This window comes from Arthrobacter sp. ISL-72 (assembly GCF_018613755.1).
In the GTDB taxonomy this organism is placed as follows: domain Bacteria; phylum Actinomycetota; class Actinomycetes; order Actinomycetales; family Micrococcaceae; genus Arthrobacter.
This window is the reverse complement of the sequence record NZ_JAGGPP010000027.1, coordinates 180324-199349: the sequence shown is the minus strand read 5'-3', so window position 1 is coordinate 199349 and position 19026 is coordinate 180324. Positions and strand designations below refer to the sequence as shown.

Below are 19026 nucleotides of genomic sequence, written 5' to 3'. Positions count from 1 at the left end.
GACCCTCTCTCACTTCCTGCACCTTTCGGGGCAACGCTCCCTCGCTCCTGCGAGAGGGTTCAGGAAAAACCGGCAGGAAGTGAGAGAGCGTCCGGCGGGCCGGAGGCGGGTTGTTACTTCTTTTCCCAGCCGATGGTGGTCCAGTCGGGAACATGGGAGGGGCTCTTGAACAGGGACGGACCGTAGTTGGCCAGGCCGGTGCGGACGAAGGAGATCTGCGGCCCGTTCATCACGATGCCCATGGAGAAGTACTTGGCCATGTGCTTCTTTTCGACTTCCATGGCTGCCTTGTTGCGCTCGGCATTGTCCTCGATGGTGCTGAGCCTCTTGATCTCCGCGTCCAGCTCGGCGTCGCCGAGTCCGTTCTCGTTCGTCCTGGAGTCGTAGAACTGCTTGACCGCGTCCGTGGCGTCGGGACCCACGCCGTAGCCGGAAACGCTCAGGAAGAAGTCGCGGGTGCCCATGACTTTGCCGAAGTCTGCGGAAGCCCGCTGGTCGATGCCCACGTCCATGCCGCCGGCCTGGAGCTGCTTCTGCAGGGTCTGGGAGAACGCCAAGGTGACCGGGTCGTCGCCGAAGTTGCTGATTGTAAAGGCTGCCGGCTGGCCGTCCTTTTCCATGATGCCGGCCGCGTTGGGCGTGTAGCCCGCATCGGTCAGTACCTTCCTGGCTGCCTCCGGACCGGTTTCCGTGGCGGGGTAGTTGTCCTGGTAATACTTGGAGAACGGCAGCAGCATCATGGAGCCGGAGCTCGGCTCCTCCCAGTTCAGCCCGTTAAAGCGGACCTTGCGGAGTGCCTCGCGGTCCACGGCGGTGAACACGGCCTTGCGGACGGCGACGTCGGACATCGGAGCCTTTTGGGCGTTGAGGTTCAGGCCGCCGGCGAACAACCGCTGGCCGCGGCGGATCTCGGAGTTCTTGGTTCCCTCAAGCTGCTTGTACGGCGTGATGGTGTTGGCGGATACGGCGTCGATCTCGCCGTTCTTGAAGGCGGCAATTGCAGCGCTGGTTTCCAGCTGGCGGAAGACGACCTTGTCCAGAACCGGCTTGGCGCCCCACCACTTCTCGTTCTGCGCCAGCGTTACGGTCTTTGCGGCGCTGTCGTACTGGTCCACCTTGAACGGTCCCGCCATCCACTCGGGGTGCAGGTCACCGGTGAAGCCGGTGTTGAAGAGCTCCGGCGTGTTGACGGCGGGATGGATCAGGCCCGCGAAGAGCGCATCCAGCGGATACACGGGCTGGGTCGTGGTCACCACGACTTCCTTGTCGCTGGAACCGGCCTTCACGGAATCGACGAACTCGTAGGCACCGGAGGAAACCGCGTCTATGTCCTTGTTTTCGCCCTTGAGCATGTTCCAGGTGTTTTGGAAGGCCTTGACGTCGATGGGCGTGCCGTCGTTGTACGTGGCTTTCTCATTCACCTTGATGGTGATGGTCTGCTTTCCGTCCTTGACCTCGCTCTTGACGTCCTCGCAGAAGTCCTTGTTCGGCGTCGCCGTGCCGTCGAAGTCGAAGTTCCAGCAGCCCCAGGTGCCGGCAGCGTCGATGGGACGGTGAAGTGCGGTGTTGTCGCCGCTGATGCCGGTCCTGGAAAAACCGTTGAAGTCCGGTCCGATGCTGCCGAGCGGGAGTGTCACCGTGCCGCCCGGCTCCAGGTCCTTCGCGTCCTTGGCGTTGATGCTGATCAGCTTGGTGAGGTCGCTGCCGGCTTCCTGGCCTTTGCCGGCTTCCGGGCCGGAGGGGCCGCCTCCGCCGCAGCCGGTGAGCGCAAGCGCCGCCATGGCGGCAACCACCCCGCCAATTTTGGTCAGGTTCTTCATGGTGTTCCCTTCATTTTTTCGGTGCGGGGTGTGGTGCTTCGGAGATCGGGCAAGTCAGAGGCCTCGTGGAAAACAAGCATGTCAGCGTCGATTTCGCCGTCCGGAAAGAAGCAGGCGAACTGCTGGTCCGGCCCGGCCGCCCGTTCTCCGGCCTGCAGGCCCGCCTCGGGTCCGAGCGGCGGCACCGCGGTGAGGCACTTCTCCTGTTTGGCCGCCGGCAGTGCTGCGAATACCGGGCAGCGGGTGGCGAAGTTGCAGCCCCTGGGCGCATCCAGCGGGGAGGGCAGGTCCCCGCGCAGGATGATGCGTTCGCGGGTCCGCTCCAGCCGGGGGTCCGGCACCGGGATCGCGGAGAGGAGCGCCCGGGTGTAGGGGTGGCGGGGATGGTCAAAGACGGTGTCCACGTGGCCGATTTCCACGATCTTGCCCGCGTACATGACAGCCACACGGTTGGAGATATGGCGCACCACGGACAGGTCGTGGGCCACCATGAGGTAGCTCAGGCCGAGCTCTGCGCGGAGCTTGTCCAGCAGGTTGATAATGCCAGCCTGGACCGAGACGTCCAGCGCGGACACGGGTTCATCGAGGACCACCAGCCTGGGGTTGACGGCCAGGGCGCGGGCAATGCCGATGCGCTGGCGCTGACCGCCGGAGAACTGGTTGGGGAACCGGTTGACGTGGTCCGGCTGGAGGCCCACCAGCTCCATCAGTTCCATAATCCGCTTCCGGACCGCGGGCTTGGCCATGCCCGCGTTTTCAAGCGGCTCCGACAGCACTTCAAAAACCGTGAAGCGCGGATCCAGCGCCCCCGTGGGGTCCTGGAACACCATCTGGAGTTCCCGGCGCATGGCGCCCCTGGTCCTGGCGTCCGAGGCGGCCTTGTTGCTCAGCCCGCCGATGGCCACCTCACCGTCCTGGTCCTTGTTGAACTCCATGATTTCCAGAAGCGTGGTGGTCTTCCCGCAGCCGGACTCGCCCACAATCGAAAAGCACTCCCCCTCGCGGATATCGAAGCTCAGCCCGTCCACCGCCCTCACCGTCCCGATCCGGCGCTTGATGAGTGACCCCTTGGTCAACGGGAAGTGCTTGCGGACGTCGCGCAGCTCCAGGACCGTCCGGCGCTCCTGCCGGGGAACGGCGTCGAAGCAGGAGACCGGAACCGGCGGCGCATGGAAGAGCTCGTGGACGTCCACGCCGGGGCCCACGGCGTCCGTCCTGATGCACGCGGCTTGGTGGGCTCCGCTGCCGGGCAGCGCGCCCGATTCCTCCGGCCCGCCGACGGGCAGCAGCTCCGGTTCCCCCTGCAGGCATGCCTCCTCCGCCAGCGGACACCGCGGCGCAAAGGAGCAGCCAGCGGGCGGGCGGACCAGGTTCGGGGGGATGCCGTCAATGGGGACCAGCGACGCCTTATCCGCAACGTCCACGCGGGGCACGGCCCCCAGCAAGCCCATCGTGTAAGGCATCCTCGGGTTGTAGTAGATGTCCTCCGCACTGCCGGTTTCCACCGGCTTTCCCGCGTACATCACCACCACGTCGTCCGCCATGCCGGCCACCACACCAAGGTCGTGGGTGATCATCACGACGGCGGCGCCCGTCTCGTCCTGAGCGGTGTGCAGCACTTCCAGGACCTGGGCCTGGATGGTAACATCCAGCGCCGTCGTCGGCTCATCCGCGATCAGCACGCGTGGGTTGTTGGCCATCGCGATGGCGATCAGGACGCGCTGGCGCATGCCGCCGGAGAACTCGTGCGGGAAGGCTTTCAGCCTGTCCCTCGGACCGGGGACTCCCACCATGGAGAGAAGTTCGACGGCGCGGGCCGCCATGGCCTGTTTGCTCATCCCGGGATGGTGGATCCTGAGCGCCTCGATGATCTGCTGGCCCACGGAGTACACGGGGGTCAGGGAGGAGAGCGGATCCTGGAAGACCATGGCGATGTCGTTGCCGCGGTGCCGGCACATGGCCTTGTCGCTGAGGCCCAGCAGTTCCTTGCCGTCCAGCCGCACCGAGCCGGTGACCTCGGCCGTTTCGGGCAGCAGCCCCATGGCGGCCAGGGCTGTCACGGACTTCCCCGAGCCGGACTCGCCCACGATGCCGAGCGTCTTGCCGGGCAGGATGTCGAAGCCGCAGCCCCGGACCGCGTGCACCACGCCGTCCTCCGAATTGAACCGGACATTCAGGTCTCGGACGGACAGGACGGCATTGCTCGCGCCCCCGCTCATTTGCCCTTCCTCCTGGCGCGGCCGACGGAGCCGGACCCGGGGTCGAACGCATCGCGCAGGCCGTCGTTCATCATGGCCAGCGAACCCGTCAGCAGGAACATCACCACGAGCGGGACCCAGAACATCCACGGGAACGTCTGGACCTGCGAGGTCGCCTGGTTGATGAGGACGCCCAGGCTCACGTCCGGGACCTTGATGCCGATCCCTACGAACGAGAACGCCACCTCGGCCAGGACGGCGCCCGTGACGCCGCGGGTGATGTCCAGGACCAGCAAGGAGCCGATGTTCGGGACCAAGTGCCGCCAGACGATCCGGCGCGCGGGGACCCCCATGTACCGGGCAGCCTTGACGAAATCGCGCTGCATAAGGGACATCGCGAGGGAGCGGATCAGCCGGGCGCTGCCCATCCAGCTGAAGACCAGGAGCACAATGATCAGCAGCAGCCAGCTCGGAACATTCTCCCGCAGTCCGTCTCCTCCGCCGCTGGTGGCCACGGCAACCACCAGGAGGGCCGGCATCATGATGAGGGCCTCCAGGACGAACAGCATGACCTTGTCCACCTTGCCGCCGAAGTAGGCCATGGTGCAGCCGTAGACCGCGGCGATCAGCACCGAAACGAGGCCCACCACCAGGCCGATGAGAATGGAGATCCTGGTGCCTTCCACCGTGAGGGCGTACAGGTCGATGCCCGCCTGCGATGTGCCCAGCAGGTGCTCGGCGGAGGGCGGCATGCCGATGTTGAAGGGGTCGATGGTTTCCTTGTCCCAAGCGGAGAAGAAACCGCCGGCAAAGGAGAAGACCGTCAGGGCGAGGAAGAGCACCAGGCCGGCCACGGCTGTCTTGTTCCGCAGGAAGCGCCGCAGGATGATTGCGGACTTGGCCATCACGACGTCGTCGTTCTCGATGCGTGCTTCCTCCGCGACGGCGGCCGGGTCGATGGCATTCAGGTTCGTCATGGCTACTGGACCCGCACCCTCGGGTCGACGAGGGTCGTGGCGAAGTCCGCGAGGATGGCCCCGATCGCAAAGATCACGGACCCGTACGCCAGGGTGGCGGTGGCGGCATTGACATCCTGCAGGGCGATGGCGTCGATGCTCCACGAACCGACACCCGGCCAGGCGAAGATCTTCTCCGCGAAGAAGCCCCCGGCGAAGATGGCGGGGATGGTGAACGCGATACTTTGCGCCACCGGGATGAACGAGACACGCAGCGCGTGGCGGGTGATGGCCTGGTTGCGCGTGAGCCCTTTGGCCCGGGCTGTGCGGACGAAGTCGGCGTTGACATTGTCCAGCAGGTACTGGCGCTGGGCGATCTGGTAGGTGCCCCAGCCCACCAGGGTGATGGCCAGCGTGGGGACTGCGTAGTGGGCCAGCATGTCGACGAACCGGACCCAGGCGCCGCCGTCCAGTCCGGGAGTTGAAATGCCGGTGACGAAGAAGATCCGTTCGCCGACGGTGTCGTTGAGGTTGATGGCCCCGAGCTGCACCAGGAAGTACGCAATCGGCGCCGGAATGATGTATGCGAGGTAGCTATAGGAGGTAATAACGCGGTCCTGGAATTTGTACTGCCGGGCGGCGGTGTACACGCCAAGTGCCACACCGATGATCAGTGTCAGCACGACGGCGGCCAGGAACAGCCGCGTGGAGATCCACACCCGGTCGCCGAACTCCGCGTTGATAAGCGCTCCGTTGGGACTTCGCCCCCAGTCCCAGCGCGTGACAATCGCCGTGAGCCAGTCGATGTACCGCTCCCAGGGACTGAGCGTCGGGTCAAGGCCCTTAAGCCGGAAGGAGTTGGCCACCTGCTCGGGCGTGGGCCGCGGAATGCGTTCCTGCTCCAGGAGGGCCGGCTGAAGCGTGCTGACAGCGAGGAAATATCCCGCGGAAGTGGTCAGGAAGATCATAAGCAGGTACGTGGCGGTTCGTTTGGCGAGGTAGCGGAACATGTCTCCCGTCGATCCTTCCGTCGTCCCCCACGCTGCGGGTCACATTCCAGAGCAAACTACCACATACTGGACGGTTTTACGGGGATTATGCCCTCTCCGGCGGACCGGCGGCACCGCCGGGACAGCTGACCACGCGGGTGACAAGCTCCCGCCACGACTCCGCCAGCCGCTCCGGAGTCACATGGTGCACCCGGACCGCATGAAGCAGCCGCTCCGGATCCAGGGTGGAGCTCAGCGACATCGCCATAAGCCACGGGTCCGCGGTGACCCCGGCCGTGCGGAGAAGCATTTCGATGTGACGGTGCCAGAGCACGGCGGCGGGCACATCGAAGCGGTTGTGGGCGGACGCGTCCGCGGCCCGGGCCAGTTCACCGAACTCCATGACGTAGGCGATCCGCTCCGCACCGAACGCCCCCAGCCGGTCCAGCGGCGGTGCGCCCGGCCCCAGGGGCGGCGGTCCGAACATGAACCGGCCCTGAAAAGCGGCCTCCGAGTCGCTGAGCAGCGTCATCATGAGCCCGGCCCTGGATCCGAACCTCCGGAAGACGGTGCCTTTGCCCACGCCGGCGCGCTCGGCGAGCCGGTCCATCGTGAGGCCATCCGCCCCGCGCTCCTCAATGAGTTCGCGGGCAGCCCGGAGCAGCAGCTCCCGGTTGCGGGCGGCGTCGCTGCGTTCCGTCTCCCCGCCCGGCGGCGAGCCGGAGCGTATTGGAATGAGGCTCACAAGAAATATTCTAGCCCCGGGAATAACATTCGGACCGTAGTCCGTTTAGCAGAGTGAAGGCATCAACAAGCCTCCGCGACCAACCAGCCGGCGGACCTTCCGCGGCCAGACACTAGGAGTTCACATGTCCAAGAGCACCGTACTCACATTGGTCGGCAGCCTGCGCGCCGAATCCACCAACCAGAAGCTCGCCGAAGCCATCCAGCTGAACGCCCCGGAGCAGGTCGAGGTGGTCATCCATGAAAGCCTGGGCAACATCCCGTTCTACAACGAGGACATCGACGTCGAGGGCCAGGTCCCGGCCGCCGCCGCAGCACTGCGCGCGGCCGCCAACGAGGCCGACGCCCTGCTGCTGGTCACTCCCGAGCACAACGGAACCGTGCCCGCCTCGCTCAAGAACGCCATCGACTGGCTGTCCCGCCCCTTCGGCGCCGGCGCCCTCAGCGGCAAGCCGACCGCCGTCGTCGGCACCGCGTTCGGCCAGTACGGCGGGGTCTGGGCCCAGGACGAAGCCCGCAAGGCCGTCGGCATCGCCGGCGCCCGGGTCCTCGAGGATGCCAAGCTGGCAGTCCCCGGTTCCATGGTCCGCTTTGCCGAAGTCCACCCCAAGGACGACGCCGAAGTCGTGGAGCAGATCAAGGGCCTCTTCAGCGTCCTGGCTAACGCAGGCAGCGCAGCCGAAGCAGCCTGATTCCACCAAAACGCCCCCGGCAGCCGCCGGGGGCGTTTTTTGCGCGTCACCATTCCGTGATGGAGCTGACGCAGAACCGTCACTCGGCACATATTCCGCCCGCACCGGCACAGCCGTAACGTGGAGACGGGGACGTGCGAGAGCTGGAAGTGCGGTGCGTTCATGAGGTTCACGCTTGGGGTCCGGGCAGCTGCGGCAGCGGCCGGTCTGATGCTTCCGCTGTGGCTCGGATCGTGCTCGCTGCCTGGCGCCAGGTCACCCGAAGGTTCGGCGGCGGGGGCCGGTCAACTGCCGGAGCCACAGCCTTTGCCGGCACCGTTCCCGGCCACCGTCCCCGCTGATGCCGACGCGGGACTCCCGCCGACGGCCGCACCCGGCCCGGGCGGACCCGGACTGCCCGCGACCCCCGGAATGGCCGGAAGCCCCGCGCCCCAGGCCGGCGCGGATGCGGACGCCGCAGCGGGCACCGCAACGACGGACGGTTCCGACGGCGGAAAACTTCCCGGCGGGATGGCGGGTTCCGGAGCAGGCAGCCCCGCTGCAGGCAGTTCGGGCAATTCCGGAACCGGCAGCTCGGGTTCGGGGAGCTTCACCGTTCCGGAGGAACCAGCAGCAGGCGGTCAGGCCGCACCGCCCGGCCAAGTGCAGGGCGGAACCCCCGTGTACTTCGTTGCACTGGACGACGGCGGCAGCACCGGAGTGCGGTTCGGCTGCAACGACAGCCTGGTAGCGGTTTTCCACAGCCCCGCCGGGGCGGAGGAACCGCTCCATGCCGCCCTCGGCATCCTGCTGGGCGGCGGCGAGCCACCCAACGGGTTGTACAACTCACTGCACGGCTCCTCACTGCAGTACGTTTCCGCTTACTTCGACGGCACCACAGTGGTGGTGAACCTCACCGGCACCGTCCGGCCGGGAGGCACCTGTGACATCCCGCGCCTGGAAGCCCAGCTCACGCACACCGCAGTTTCCGCCGTCGGCGCGGCACGGGCGGAAATCTACGTGGACGGGCGGCGGCTGGCGGACGTCCTTAGCCTCCGGTAAAGGCGGGCCGGCCGCGTGCGCCTGACGCGCGGACTGGTCAGCCGGGCCGGTCAGCTGCGGCGGAACAGCTCATCCATGGCCGCATGGCTGCGGGAACCGGCCAGCTCGGACCAGTTGCCGTCGCCAAGGACGTCCTCGGCCACGCGGGACACAGTGGCATAGGCGGCCTTCGCAGTGTTGCCGCCGATGCTGATCCGGCGGACACCGGCGTCGTGCAGTTCCCCCACGGAAGGCGCGCCCAGCCCGGCGAGTGCGTTCAGGGGCGCGGCGATCCGCCGGGACAAATCATGGAGCACGTGCAGATCCTGCACCCCCGGCACGAAGATGCCGTTCGCGCCCGCAGCAACGTACGCTTCGGCACGGCGAAGGGTGTCAGTGAACGCGGTGTCCGGAAACCGGCCGGACAGGTAGGTGTCGGTTCGCGCGTTGATGAACAAGTCCACGCCTTCGTCCTCCGCTGCACGCCGGACGACGGCGATGCGGCGCGCCTGCTCGTCGACCTCCGTCAGCGGCTCATCGCCGGAGTCCTCGAAATTGATGCCGACCGCCCCGGCCGCCAGTACACTGCGGATGGTTTCCCGCAGCTCGCCATCCTGGAAGGCGCCAGCAGCGCCCGCGTACCCGGTTTCGATATCCGCCGTAACCGGCAGCGCAGTCGACGAAGCGATCCGTTGCAGCGCCGCCATGGCGAGTTCCCGCGGCAGCTGGTTGCCGTCAGGAAAGCCCAGGCTCCACGACACTGCTGAACTGGAGGTGGCAAGCGCCGCGGCTCCGGCCTCCTCCACCAGGCGTGACGACGCCACATCCCAAACGTTCACCAGGACCAGCGGGGCCCCGTTCGAGTGAAGGGCGTGGAAGGAGGCGGCCAAGGGTGCGAGGTGACTGTGCGTTGTCATTTGTCTATTCCATGCCCTGCGGGCCGCTAGGTAAAGCACCGCAGGTGGAGTGCTGCAGGTGGAGTGCCCCGCGCCCAGTGTGCGCCTCGCGGGAAAAGCAGTCAACAAACGTTGCATAACGGATAACAACTGGCTGTATCCTGTCAGTGTGACCCACGAAACACTCGATGCCGCGACCGCTGTCCTCCCCGCCGAAGCCATTGACGCTATTGAACGCGCGGCTACGTCCGCCCACCGCCATGATGAACTTTTCTCGGAGCGAGCAGCCAACATCAAGCAGTCCGCCGTCCGCGACGTCTTTGATATCTCCCTGCGGCCCGGCCTGGTGTCGCTGGCCGGCGGCAGTCCGTACCTTCAATCGCTGCCGCTGGAACGGCTGGGCCAAACAGCGGCCAAAATCATCTCCGAACAGGGCCTGACTGCCTTGCAGTACGGCACCGGCCAGGGAACTGAGGAACTCCGTACCCAGATCTGCGAAGTGATGGCGGCAGAGGGAATCCTCGATGCGGATCCCCGGAACGTGGTTGTCACTGCGGGCTCGCAGTCCGCTCAGGACGTCGCGACCAAGGTGTTCTGCGACCCGGGGGACGTGGTGCTGGTGGAAGACCCGACCTATGTAGGCGCCCTGAATACGTTCGAGGCCTACCAGGTGGAGGTGGCCACCGTCCCCATGGATGAGCACGGCCTGGTCCCGGATCTCCTGGAAGCCAGGATCGCCGCCTTGCAGACGGCCGGAAAGAACATCAAGTTCCTGTACACGATCCCCAACTTCAACAACCCGTCCGGGATCACCCTGGCAGGGGACCGGCGGCAGGAAGTCGTCGATATATGCCGCAGGGCGAATATTCTGGTGCTTGAGGACAACCCCTACGGGTTGCTGCGATTCGAGGGCAAGCCGCTGGCCCCGCTCCGGGCCGCCAACCCCGACGACGTCATTTACATGGGGTCATTCTCCAAGATCTTCGCTCCGGGGCTGAGGCTGGGCTGGGCCCTGGTGCCGGCCCACCTCCAGCGCCGCTACTACCTGGCGTCGGAAGCCGTCACGCTCTGCCCCCCGACCCTGAACCAGATGCTGGCCTCGGCGTACCTGCGGGAGTACGACTGGAAAGGGCAGATCGAGACGTACCGGGGGCTTTATTCGGAGCGGTGCCAGGCCATGCTCGCGGCCTTGGAGGAACACATGCCGGAGGGGCTGAGCTGGACCCGGCCTGAAGGCGGCTTCTTCGTCTGGGTGACGCTGCCCGCGGGCGTGGACACCTATCCGCTGCTGCAGAAGGCCATCGACGCGGGTGTGGTCTTCATCCCGGGGGCGGCCTTCACGCATTCGGATGAACCGTCCAACAAGCTGCGGCTGGCGTTCAGCGCCGTTCCCCCTGAAGCCATCGCCGAGGGCGTGCGGCGGCTGGCACCGGTACTGCGTGATGCCATCGCGGCACTGTAGCCTGAATCTCACTGCCTGTAGCTGGGCATCTTCACCAGGTTGACCGACCCCTTAGGAGCAGGATCATGACCGGAATTATTGTCGTCGGCGTTGACGGCAGCGAGACTGCAATGAGGGCGGCGGAAACTGCGCAGGGTCTGGCCGTATCCCTGGAGGCGACGCTCCACGTGGTGACGGCCTTCGACACCGACCGCACCGAAGTCTATGGCAGCGGCAGCGACCGCTGGATTGTCTCCGACGCCGGGTACGCCGAAGAGGTGGCCAAGGGAGTGGCGGCGCGGCTGGGCACGCCGGGCCTCAAGGTCACCTATTCCTCCGCGCGCGGCAAGCCGGCGGAAGCCCTCATCAAGGAAGCCGAGCGTTTCGACGCGCGCATGATCGTGGTGGGCAACCGCCGCATGCGGGGCCTTGGCCGCGTCCTCGGCAGCGTGGCCAACAGTGTGGCGCACAATGCGCCGTGCGATGTGTATATCGCCAAGACGGACATCGCCGAGTAGCCGCCAAAGGCGGGCTGGCCGGCCCTGGGCAGCTAGCCCGCCCTCAGCAGCCTGCGCAGGATCTTGCCTGAGGGGGACTTGGGCACAGCGTCGACGAATTCCACCCGGCGAATCTTTTTAAAGGGTGCTACTTTGGCCGCCACAAATTCGATCACGCCGGCTTCGTCCAGCGCCTCCCCCTGCCCGCCCGGCTGGCGCACCACGAAAGCCATGGGGACTTCCTGTCTGTCGGCGTCGGGCGTCCCGACAACGGCAGCATCCGCGATCCCGGGATGCGTCAGCAGCAGCGCTTCAAGTTCGGCCGGCGCGATCTGGTACCCCTTGTATTTGATGAGTTCCTTGAGCCGGTCCACGATGGTTACTACGCCGTCGGACCGGACGGTCGCGACGTCCCCGGTGTGCAGGAACCCCGCCGGGTCGATCGTGGCGGCAGTTTCCTGCGGGCGGTTCAGGTAGCCCAGCATGACGTTCGGTCCCCGGCAGAGCAGATGACCCGGGGCGCTGCTTCCGTCCGCTGGGAGGTCGATGTCCTCCCCCGTTTCGGTGTCCACAAGCCGGCACTCCATGTTGGGCACCGTAAACCCCACGGAGCTGACCGGGACGTCGGTGGCGTCAACCGGGATGAGGTGCGATACCGGGCTCATCTCGGTCATCCCGTACCCCTGCAGCACTCGGCAGCGGAGCCGCTGGGCGAGCGCAGCGCCGAGTTGGCCGTCCAGGGGCGCGGCGCCGGACAGGGTGGTGTGGACGGAACTGAGGTCGTACTCGGCCACGAGCGGGTGCTTGGCCAGGGCCACTGCCACCGGCGGGGCGATGAACAGGTAGGTGCATTTGTGGTCCTGGATGATGCGCAGGAATTCGGCGAGGTCGAAGCGGGGCATGGTCACGAGGCAGGCCCGTTCCCGCAGGGCAATGTTGAGGAGCACAGTCAGGCCGTAGATGTGGAAGAAGGGCAGCAGGGCGAGCAGTCTGTCCTGGTTCCGCACGTTCAGCAGCCCGCGCGACTGCTGCACATTGGCCACGAGATTGCGGTGGCTGAGCATCACGCCTTTGGGGCGCCCTGTGGTGCCTGACGAGTACGGCAGCACGGCCACATGTGTCGCAGGGTCAAAGGAAACGTCGGGCGCCCGTGCGCCTGCAGCGAGCAGGTCCCCAAGCGAGGGGTGACCCGGGGCGCCGTCGAGCACCACCAGCCGGTCCGCGGGGATTCCGACGCGCCGCGCGGCTTCCTCCGCACCCGGAAGCAGCGCGGAGACCGTGAACAGCCAGCTGGCGCCGGCGTCCTGAAGCTGGTCCGCCAGTTCATCGGCGGTGTAGAGGGAGTTGACGGTGGTGACGGTTGAACCGGCGCGGAGCAGACCGTGGAAAACCGCTGCGAAGGCCGGGATATTGGGGCACAGAATCGCCGCGACGCCGTGCGGTCCCAATCCCAGCGCGGACACCGCACCCGCCACGGCGTCGATTTGTTCCAGCAGCTGGCGGTAACTGGTCTCCCCGCCACTGGTTCCGTCCACGACGGCGGTCCGGTCAAGGTCTGCTTCAGTGAGTCCGCCGAAGAGGTACTCATAAATGCTTTGGTCCGGGATGACCACGTCCGGGAAGGGGCTCGAGAACACGCAACATCTCCTTTGATCCGCTTCAGCAGCTGGCGGCAATTTTCGGCGGCAGCTGGTGCAACTCTAGTTCGGCCTGTCAAGCATCCGGGGCTCCCGGGTTGATGGGCATCACTGCCCTGGGTGGGCAGCCTCACCTGTTTTTCGGCGGATTGGCGCGGTCTACAGCGATAAAATTAGAGGGTGCTCGATGGTGCGGACATCCGAGTACCAACAACCTCAGGGGAACAATATGCTGACGCTTCAGCGCCGCCAGCTCGTAGGCCACGACATCCTTCTTGCCCGCCACGGCAACCACATCAGCACCATGCGCGTGGACCGTGCCAATGACCGCGTCATTGCGTTCCTCGACGACGGCACCACCGACTCCGCCCCCAACCTGATCGCACCCGGCCTGGACCTGCCGGAGACCATCCGCAGCGTCATGCGCGATGACTGGAAGTTCTTCGCCGTGGTTACGGCCTGCGTCACCGGCTTCTCCGGCGCGATGATCGCAGCGGCCATCGGCCTGAGCGGAATGGCCGCCGATCCGGGCCTTGCCCAGATGCTCTCCGCCTACCCCGCCTACTAGGCCACCCCGACAAGTAGGGCTCGCACAAGTAGGCCGCCCACGAGCTAATCCAGCAGGAGCGCCGGTTCCTCGAGGATCGCCGCGACGTCCGCCATGAACCGGGCCGAGAGGTCGCCGTCCACCACGCGGTGGTCGAAAGACCCGCCCAGGGTGGTGATCCACCGCGGAATGACCTCGCCGTCCAGCACCCACGGCTTCTGCTTGATGGTGCCGAAAGCCACGATGGCCACTTCCCCCGGGTTGATGATCGGGGTGCCCGTGTCGATGCCCAGGGCGCCGATGTTGGTGACGGTCAGGGTGCCGCCCTGCATCTGGGCAGGCTGGGTCTTCCCGGCCCGAGCAGTGGTGGCCAGGTCATTGAGTGCCAGGGCCAGTTCCTTGAGTGAAAGGTCCTGGGCGTTCTTGATGTTCGGAACCATCAGCCCGCGCGGGGTGGCCGCCGCGATGCCCAGGTTCATGAAGTGCTTGACGTGGATCTCGGCCGTATCGCCGTCGGTGCTGTCCACCCAGGTGGCGTTGACGGAGGGGTTCCGGGCCGCAGCCCAGATGACCGCCTTGGCCAGGATCAGCAGCGGGGAGACCTTAATACCCTCGAAGTCGCGGGACGCCTTGAGCCGCTTGACGAACTCCATGGTCCGGCTGGCATCGACGTCCACAAAGATGCTGACGTGCGGAGCGGAGAACGCCGACTCCACCATGGCCTTGGCCGTTGCCTTGCGCACCCCCTTGACTGGGATGCGCTCGATGCGCTGGTCCTGCGGCCGGCCGGACTTGCCCCAGAAGGTGTCCGCCTTGTCCACCTCGGCGTCACGCTGGGCCTGGTAGCTCACCAGGTCCTCGCGGGTGACTTCCCCGCGGGCTCCGGTGGCGACGACGTCGGCGAGGTCGATCCCGAGGTCCCGGGCGATCTTCCGCACCGGAGGCTTGGCCAGGACCCGGTTGACGATGCCGCTGATGGTGCCGCCGAAGGTGGGTTTTTCGGCGCCGGCTGGGCCTGCAGGAACCCCCTCGCTGGCTGAACCTGTGGACACCAGGCGGTCGTCCGCACCGGTCGAAAGCGCTGCCGCGGCAGACCTGGGTTGGGCAGGCTCGACCTCCGGATCACCATGGACCGGGTCTGCCGGAATCGCAGGCCGCGTCCGGCGCGGGCGCCGCCTCACGGCGTCGGCCTTGGGGCCTGAACCCACGAGCGGACCGGCGGCAAGTCCGCCAGCTGCTGCTCCGCCATCGGACCTTTCGCCGCCGGGAGCGGGCTCAGTGCCTGCCGGGAGGTTTCCATACATCGGGGCCGGAACATCCGCGGGCGTGGGGTCGCCGGAGACGGCGTCGCTCACGCTGATGATCGGAGTGCCGACGTCGACGGTCACGCCCACCGGTACGAGCAATTCGGTGACCGTGCCGGCAAAAGGTGACGGCAGTTCAACGAGGGACTTGGCCGTTTCGATTTCGCACAGGATGTCGTTGATCGCGACGCTGTCACCGGGCTTGACGTTCCAGGAAACGATCTCGGCCTCGGTGAGTCCTTCGCCCACATCGGGCAGGTTGAACTTGTTTACAGTCATGGGGTCCTCGGTTTGGAAGGCGTCGTCAGTAGGCAAAGGCGCGGTCCAGCGCCTCGAGGATGCGGTCAATGTCCGGCAGGTAGTCCTCTTCCACCTTGGCCACGGGGTAGGGCATGTGGAAGCCGCCCACGCGAATCACCGGGGCTTCCAGGGACAGGAATGCCCGCTCGCTGACGCGGGCCGCGATCTCGCCGCCGATGCCGCCGAACGTCGGGGCCTCATGGGCCACGATGAGCCGGCCGGTCTTCTTCACGGAATCAGTGACGGTGTCGAAGTCGATCGGGGAGATGGACCGGAGGTCGATCACTTCCACGCTGCGGCCGTCCTCGGCCGCAGCGTTGGCTGCCGCGAGGGCCACCGGGACCAGCGGGCCGTACGCCACCACTGTCGCGTCCGTACCTTCCCGCAGCACGTGCGCCTTGAACGGGTCGGCGGAGGCGCCCGGTGACTCCGTATCGACGTCGCCCTTGAGCCAGTAGCGGCGCTTCGGCTCAAACACGATCACCGGGTCCTGGCAATCGACCGCTTGCTGGATCATCCAGTAGGCATCGTGCGGGTTGGACGGAGTGACGATGCGCAGGCCGGCCGTATGGGCGAACAGCGCCTCCGGGGACTCGGAGTGGTGTTCAATCGAGCCGATGCCGCCGCCGTACGGGATGCGGATGACCACAGGCACGGTGAGGTTTCCGTTGCTGCGCGAGTGCATCTTGGCCAGCTGGGTGGTGATCTGGTTGAAGCCCGGGAAGACGAAGCCGTCGAACTGGATCTCGCACACCGGCAGGTAGCCGCTGAGGGCAAGTCCGATCGCCGTGCCGATGATGCCCGACTCGGCCAGCGGGGTGTCCACCACGCGGTCGGCCCCGAACTCGCCGATCAGGCCGTCAGTGACCCGGTAGACGCCGCCCAGCGGGCCGATGTCCTCGCCCATAAGCAGGGTGCGCGGGTTGTTGTTCAGCGTTGCGCGCAGGCCTTCATTGATGGCCTTGGCGATGGTCATGGTGGTCATCAGTTGGCTGCCCCGTCTGCCTCGTCGGCGAATCCTGCGCTGTACTCCTCAAACCAGGCCAGCTCCTCGGCCACCAGCGGGTGGGCCTCAGCGTACGTGTTGGCGAACGCAGACCGGATGTCCGGGGTTTCGAGGTCATGGGTGGTCCTGCGGACGTAGGCGGCCAGGTCATCGCCGTCGGCCCTGACCTTCGCAAAGAAGGCTTCATCCGCAAGGCCCCCGGAGCGGAGGTACTTCTCCAGCCGCTCCAGCGGGTCCTTCGCCCTCCACTGCGCCTCTTCATCGGAGCCGCGGTACTTCGTGGGGTCGTCGGCAGTGGTGTGCGCGCCGACGCGGTACGTGAAGGCTTCGATCAGCACCGGGCCCTTGCCCTCCCGGGCACGCTCCAGGGCCCACTCCGTGACTGCGTGGACGGCGATGACGTCGTTGCCGTCCACCCGGATGCCCGGGAACCCGTAGCCCTTGGCGCGGTCCGCGAGCGGAACGCGCGTTTGCACCGTGCTGGGCACGGAGATGGCCCAGTGGTTGTTCTGGCAGAAGAACACCACGGGCGCGTTGTACGACGAGGCGAACACCATGGACTCGTGCACGTCGCCCTCGGAGCTGGCGCCGTCGCCGAAGTAGACCATCACGGCAGCCTTGGGCTCCTGGGGCTGGTCAGGCGCGGCGTTGGCGGCCGCAAGCTTCTGGTCGCGCTGGATCCCCATGGCATAGCCCACAGCATGCGGGGTCTGCGCGGCGAGCACCAGGGTGTAGAGGTGGAAGTTGGTGTCCTTCGGGTTCCAGCCGCCGTTGGACACGCCGCGGAACTGGCGCAGCAATTCGGCCAGGTCAACGTTGCGGGTCAGGGCCACCCCGTGTTCACGGTACGTGGGGAAAATGTAGTCCTGCGGCTGGCTGGCCCGTCCCGAGCCGATCTGCGCCGCCTCCTGGCCCGTCAGCGGCACCCACAGCGCCAGCTGGCCCTGCCGCTGCAGTGCGGTGGCCTCCTGGTCGAACCGCCGAATGGCTGCCATGTCCGCATAGAACCCCCGCAGCTTTTCGGCGTCGAGGCGCTCCGCATACTTGGAGAAAACGGGATCCCCGCCCAGGGTGCCGTCCGGCCCCAACAGCTGGACCATCCGGGCAGCAGGCTTGCCCAGAACTGCCTCGGCTTCCGCCTCGAGCTGGTCGTCTGCCCCGGTTCCGTCGAACTCGGTGGCGGGCAGATGTGTGGCACCCATACCGTCTCCTTGCTTGCCGCACCTAATGCGTTGCAATCGCTGGGATATATGCCCGATCAGGAATACATTCCCGATCCGGCATATATTTTGGCTTACTGAGCCTTACTTTATCCGCAGTAGGCGGCGTGCGGGCGCTATGTTAAGCGCTAGGAACGCCGTGGCGGCTTTGGATAGGTCGCACAGAGCTGGAGGAAACGGGTGTTCGCTTCCACCTCGCCGATACTGACCCGGACGCCTTCATTCCCGAACGCCCTCACGGAGAGGGCCTGCTCCGCTGCCAGAGCAGCGAACTCCGCACTGTCCCCGCCCAGTCCGAGCCACACGAAGTTGCCCTGGGCAGCCGGAACGAACCAGCCAAGGTCACGCAGCCCGGCGGTGACCCGCTCCCGCTCATCCACCAGGCTTTGTACCCTTTCTACAACCTGGCCGAAGTTCTGCAGGGAAGTAACGGCTGCACGTTCGGCAATCTGCGAAACGGCGAACGGCGTGGCGGCCACGCGAAGGTGCTGGGTGAGGTCCGGGTTGGAGATGCTGTAACCGACTCGAAGGCCGGCAAGGCCGTGTGCCTTTGAGAAAGTCCGCAGCACCACCACGTTGGGGTACTTGCGGTACATCTCGATACCGTCCACGGCATCCTGGGCGCGCACAAACTCCTGGTAGGCCTCATCAATGACGACGACCACGTCGGCCGGGACGGAGCGGATGAACCGCTCGGTTTCCCCCGTTTCCAGGATGGGCCCGGTGGGATTGTTGGGCGTGCACAGCAGGATGACTTTGGTCCGCGCCGTCACGGCAGCAGCCATGGCATCGAGGTCGTGGCGGCCATCGGCGGTCAGCGGGATCCGGACGCTCTCCGCCCCGGCGAGGCCCACGCAGATGGGATAGGCCTCAAAGGACCGCCAGGCGTAAATGACCTCATCGGCCTTGCCATCGTCGTTCTGTCCGGCGAAGGTCACCAGGAGCTGGTTCAGCGCACCCAGGCTGCCCGCACCCGTGACGATGTCTTCTGCGGGAACATGCAGGAACTCCGCCAACGCACCGCGCAGTTTGCTGCTGAGGGGATCAGGGTAGCGGTTGAAATCGGTCTGGTCCGCGATTGCCTGCAGCACCGCAGGGATGGGCGGCAAGGGGTTCTCGTTGGAGGACAGCTTGTAGCTTTCAAGGCCCTCGACGGCGACGGGAGGCTTTCCGGCGGCATAGCGGGGAAGCCTGTCCACCACCGGGCGGGGCCTGATTCCCCCGGGGTTCTCTGGTGAAGTCATGCCACCTAGCCTACTTCTCCGCTCCTGACGCCGGCCTCCGCCGTATGAAACCATGGGGCCATGCTTTCTTTCATCGTGCGGGTGCTCATCAACGGTCTGGCTCTTTGGATTGCAGGCTGGATCCTGCCCGGCCTGGACATCTCCACCACCGCAACGACGGAAGCCGTTGCACAGCGCGGGGTCACGCAAGGGGCCGACCCGTTGGGTATAGTCCTTGCCTACCTGTTCATTGGCCTGATCTTCGGCCTGGTCAATGCCTTGGTGCGGCCGATCGTCAGCTTGTTGTCCCTGCCGATCACGGTCCTGACGCTGGGGCTGTTCACGATCGTTATTAATGCAGCAATGCTCTACCTGACCTCGTGGCTCAGCAGCTACACCCCCGTCCGTTTCACCATCGACTCCTTCTTCTGGACGGCAGTCCTGGCAGCAATCATCATCACCGTGGTTTCCCTCGTGGCCGGCAGGCTCACCGGCGTCCGCGGACGCTGACGTACATTGCCGTTCTCCCCGCCGGG

The 19026-nt window shown here is 66.2% G+C and carries 17 protein-coding genes; 6 read left to right on the top strand and 11 right to left on the bottom strand.

Annotated elements, in window-relative coordinates; genetic code table 11:
* Window positions 1-113: 113 nt before the first annotated feature.
* The 5 genes from J7I92_RS19735 to J7I92_RS19715 form a co-directional block, all read right to left on the bottom strand.
* Complete coding sequence (locus J7I92_RS19735) at window positions 114-1820, bottom strand: ABC transporter family substrate-binding protein (protein WP_214843258.1); 1707 nt, start codon at window positions 1818-1820, stop codon at window positions 114-116.
* The gene (locus tag J7I92_RS19730; protein ID WP_214843256.1) at window positions 1817-4039 is read right to left on the bottom strand and encodes an ABC transporter ATP-binding protein; all 2223 of its coding nucleotides are present in this window, start codon (window positions 4037-4039) and stop codon (window positions 1817-1819) included. Before J7I92_RS19730 ends, J7I92_RS19735 begins: the two co-directional genes overlap by 4 nt.
* On the bottom strand, window positions 4036-4995 hold the full coding sequence (locus tag J7I92_RS19725; RefSeq protein WP_214843254.1) for an ABC transporter permease: 960 nt from the start codon (window positions 4993-4995) through the stop codon (window positions 4036-4038). Before J7I92_RS19725 ends, J7I92_RS19730 begins: the two co-directional genes overlap by 4 nt.
* 2 nt (window positions 4996-4997) lie before the next feature.
* Window positions 4998-5984, bottom strand: coding sequence for an ABC transporter permease (locus J7I92_RS19720; protein ID WP_214843252.1), 987 nt, complete (start codon window positions 5982-5984; stop codon window positions 4998-5000).
* Between the two features lie 85 nt (window positions 5985-6069).
* On the bottom strand, window positions 6070-6708 hold the full coding sequence (locus J7I92_RS19715; RefSeq protein WP_214843250.1) for a TetR/AcrR family transcriptional regulator: 639 nt from the start codon (window positions 6706-6708) through the stop codon (window positions 6070-6072).
* A 124-nt stretch (window positions 6709-6832) separates the two neighbouring features.
* On the opposite strand from J7I92_RS19715, the gene J7I92_RS19710 reads away from it, so the two are divergent.
* Together J7I92_RS19710 and J7I92_RS24050 are read left to right on the top strand one after the other, a co-directional pair.
* Window positions 6833-7399: an NAD(P)H-dependent oxidoreductase gene (locus J7I92_RS19710; protein WP_214843247.1), complete on the top strand. Its 567-nt coding sequence runs from the start codon at window positions 6833-6835 to the stop codon at window positions 7397-7399.
* 162 nt (window positions 7400-7561) lie between these two features.
* Window positions 7562-8440 carry a GerMN domain-containing protein gene (locus J7I92_RS24050; protein WP_251040176.1) on the top strand — a complete coding sequence of 293 codons (879 nt, stop codon included), beginning with the start codon at window positions 7562-7564 and terminating at the stop codon, window positions 8438-8440.
* Between the two features lie 50 nt (window positions 8441-8490).
* On the opposite strand, the gene J7I92_RS19700 is transcribed toward J7I92_RS24050, so the two are convergent.
* On the bottom strand, window positions 8491-9336 hold the full coding sequence (locus J7I92_RS19700) for an isocitrate lyase/phosphoenolpyruvate mutase family protein (protein WP_214843245.1): 846 nt from the start codon (window positions 9334-9336) through the stop codon (window positions 8491-8493).
* A 148-nt stretch (window positions 9337-9484) separates the two neighbouring features.
* Here J7I92_RS19700 and J7I92_RS19695 point away from each other — a divergent pair, with 148 nt between their 5' ends.
* Together J7I92_RS19695 and J7I92_RS19690 are read left to right on the top strand one after the other, a co-directional pair.
* Entirely contained in the window at window positions 9485-10777 is a 1293-nt protein-coding gene (locus J7I92_RS19695; protein ID WP_214843243.1) for a PLP-dependent aminotransferase family protein, read from the top strand.
* A 65-nt stretch (window positions 10778-10842) separates the two neighbouring features.
* On the top strand, window positions 10843-11274 hold the full coding sequence (locus J7I92_RS19690) for a universal stress protein (protein ID WP_214843241.1): 432 nt from the start codon (window positions 10843-10845) through the stop codon (window positions 11272-11274).
* Between the two features lie 32 nt (window positions 11275-11306).
* On the opposite strand, the gene J7I92_RS19685 is transcribed toward J7I92_RS19690, so the two are convergent.
* Window positions 11307-12890 (bottom strand): AMP-binding protein, encoded by a 1584-nt coding sequence (locus J7I92_RS19685; protein WP_214843239.1) that lies wholly within the window; start codon window positions 12888-12890, stop codon window positions 11307-11309.
* 229 nt (window positions 12891-13119) lie between these two features.
* Here J7I92_RS19685 and J7I92_RS19680 point away from each other — a divergent pair, with 229 nt between their 5' ends.
* The gene (locus tag J7I92_RS19680; protein WP_214843237.1) at window positions 13120-13458 is read left to right on the top strand and encodes a hypothetical protein; all 339 of its coding nucleotides are present in this window, start codon (window positions 13120-13122) and stop codon (window positions 13456-13458) included.
* Between the two features lie 44 nt (window positions 13459-13502).
* Here J7I92_RS19680 and J7I92_RS19675 read toward each other — a convergent pair whose 3' ends face one another.
* From J7I92_RS19675 to J7I92_RS19660, 4 genes are all read right to left on the bottom strand, one after another.
* Window positions 13503-15020, bottom strand: a complete 1518-nt coding sequence (locus J7I92_RS19675; protein WP_214843235.1) for a dihydrolipoamide acetyltransferase family protein — start codon at window positions 15018-15020, stop codon at window positions 13503-13505.
* Window positions 15021-15045: 25 nt separating this feature from the next.
* Entirely contained in the window at window positions 15046-16026 is a 981-nt protein-coding gene (locus tag J7I92_RS19670) for an alpha-ketoacid dehydrogenase subunit beta (protein ID WP_214843233.1), read from the bottom strand.
* Entirely contained in the window at window positions 16026-17249 is a 1224-nt protein-coding gene (pdhA, locus tag J7I92_RS19665; protein ID WP_214843231.1) for a pyruvate dehydrogenase (acetyl-transferring) E1 component subunit alpha, read from the bottom strand. The genes J7I92_RS19670 and pdhA overlap by 1 nt, the downstream gene beginning before the upstream one ends.
* 146 nt (window positions 17250-17395) lie before the next feature.
* Window positions 17396-18511 (bottom strand): histidinol-phosphate transaminase, encoded by a 1116-nt coding sequence (locus tag J7I92_RS19660; RefSeq protein ID WP_214843229.1) that lies wholly within the window; start codon window positions 18509-18511, stop codon window positions 17396-17398.
* A gap of 60 nt (window positions 18512-18571) precedes the next feature.
* On the opposite strand from J7I92_RS19660, the gene J7I92_RS19655 reads away from it, so the two are divergent.
* A complete protein-coding gene (locus tag J7I92_RS19655; RefSeq protein ID WP_214843227.1) occupies window positions 18572-19000 on the top strand; it encodes a phage holin family protein in 429 nt (142 codons plus the stop codon).
* Window positions 19001-19026 lie beyond the last annotated feature (26 nt).

Bases quoted from the DNA above. Each gene is read 5' to 3' on its own strand.
- J7I92_RS19735 (WP_214843258.1), bottom strand. From the start codon at position 1,820: ATGAAGAACCTGACCAAAATTGGCGGGGTGGTTGCCGCCATGGCGGCG.
- J7I92_RS19730 (WP_214843256.1), bottom strand. From the start codon at position 4,039: ATGAGCGGGGGCGCGAGCAATGCCGTCCTGTCCGTCCGAGACCTGAAT.
- J7I92_RS19725 (WP_214843254.1), bottom strand. From the start codon at position 4,995: ATGACGAACCTGAATGCCATCGACCCGGCCGCCGTCGCGGAGGAAGCA.
- J7I92_RS19720 (WP_214843252.1), bottom strand. From the start codon at position 5,984: ATGTTCCGCTACCTCGCCAAACGAACCGCCACGTACCTGCTTATGATC.
- J7I92_RS19710 (WP_214843247.1), top strand. From the start codon at position 6,833: ATGTCCAAGAGCACCGTACTCACATTGGTCGGCAGCCTGCGCGCCGAA.
- J7I92_RS24050 (WP_251040176.1), top strand. From the start codon at position 7,562: ATGAGGTTCACGCTTGGGGTCCGGGCAGCTGCGGCAGCGGCCGGTCTG.
- J7I92_RS19700 (WP_214843245.1), bottom strand. From the start codon at position 9,336: ATGACAACGCACAGTCACCTCGCACCCTTGGCCGCCTCCTTCCACGCC.
- J7I92_RS19690 (WP_214843241.1), top strand. From the start codon at position 10,843: ATGACCGGAATTATTGTCGTCGGCGTTGACGGCAGCGAGACTGCAATG.
- J7I92_RS19680 (WP_214843237.1), top strand. From the start codon at position 13,120: ATGCTGACGCTTCAGCGCCGCCAGCTCGTAGGCCACGACATCCTTCTT.
- J7I92_RS19675 (WP_214843235.1), bottom strand. From the start codon at position 15,020: ATGACTGTAAACAAGTTCAACCTGCCCGATGTGGGCGAAGGACTCACC.
- J7I92_RS19670 (WP_214843233.1), bottom strand. From the start codon at position 16,026: ATGACCACCATGACCATCGCCAAGGCCATCAATGAAGGCCTGCGCGCA.
- pdhA (WP_214843231.1), bottom strand. From the start codon at position 17,249: ATGGGTGCCACACATCTGCCCGCCACCGAGTTCGACGGAACCGGGGCA.
- J7I92_RS19660 (WP_214843229.1), bottom strand. From the start codon at position 18,511: ATGACTTCACCAGAGAACCCCGGGGGAATCAGGCCCCGCCCGGTGGTG.
- J7I92_RS19655 (WP_214843227.1), top strand. From the start codon at position 18,572: ATGCTTTCTTTCATCGTGCGGGTGCTCATCAACGGTCTGGCTCTTTGG.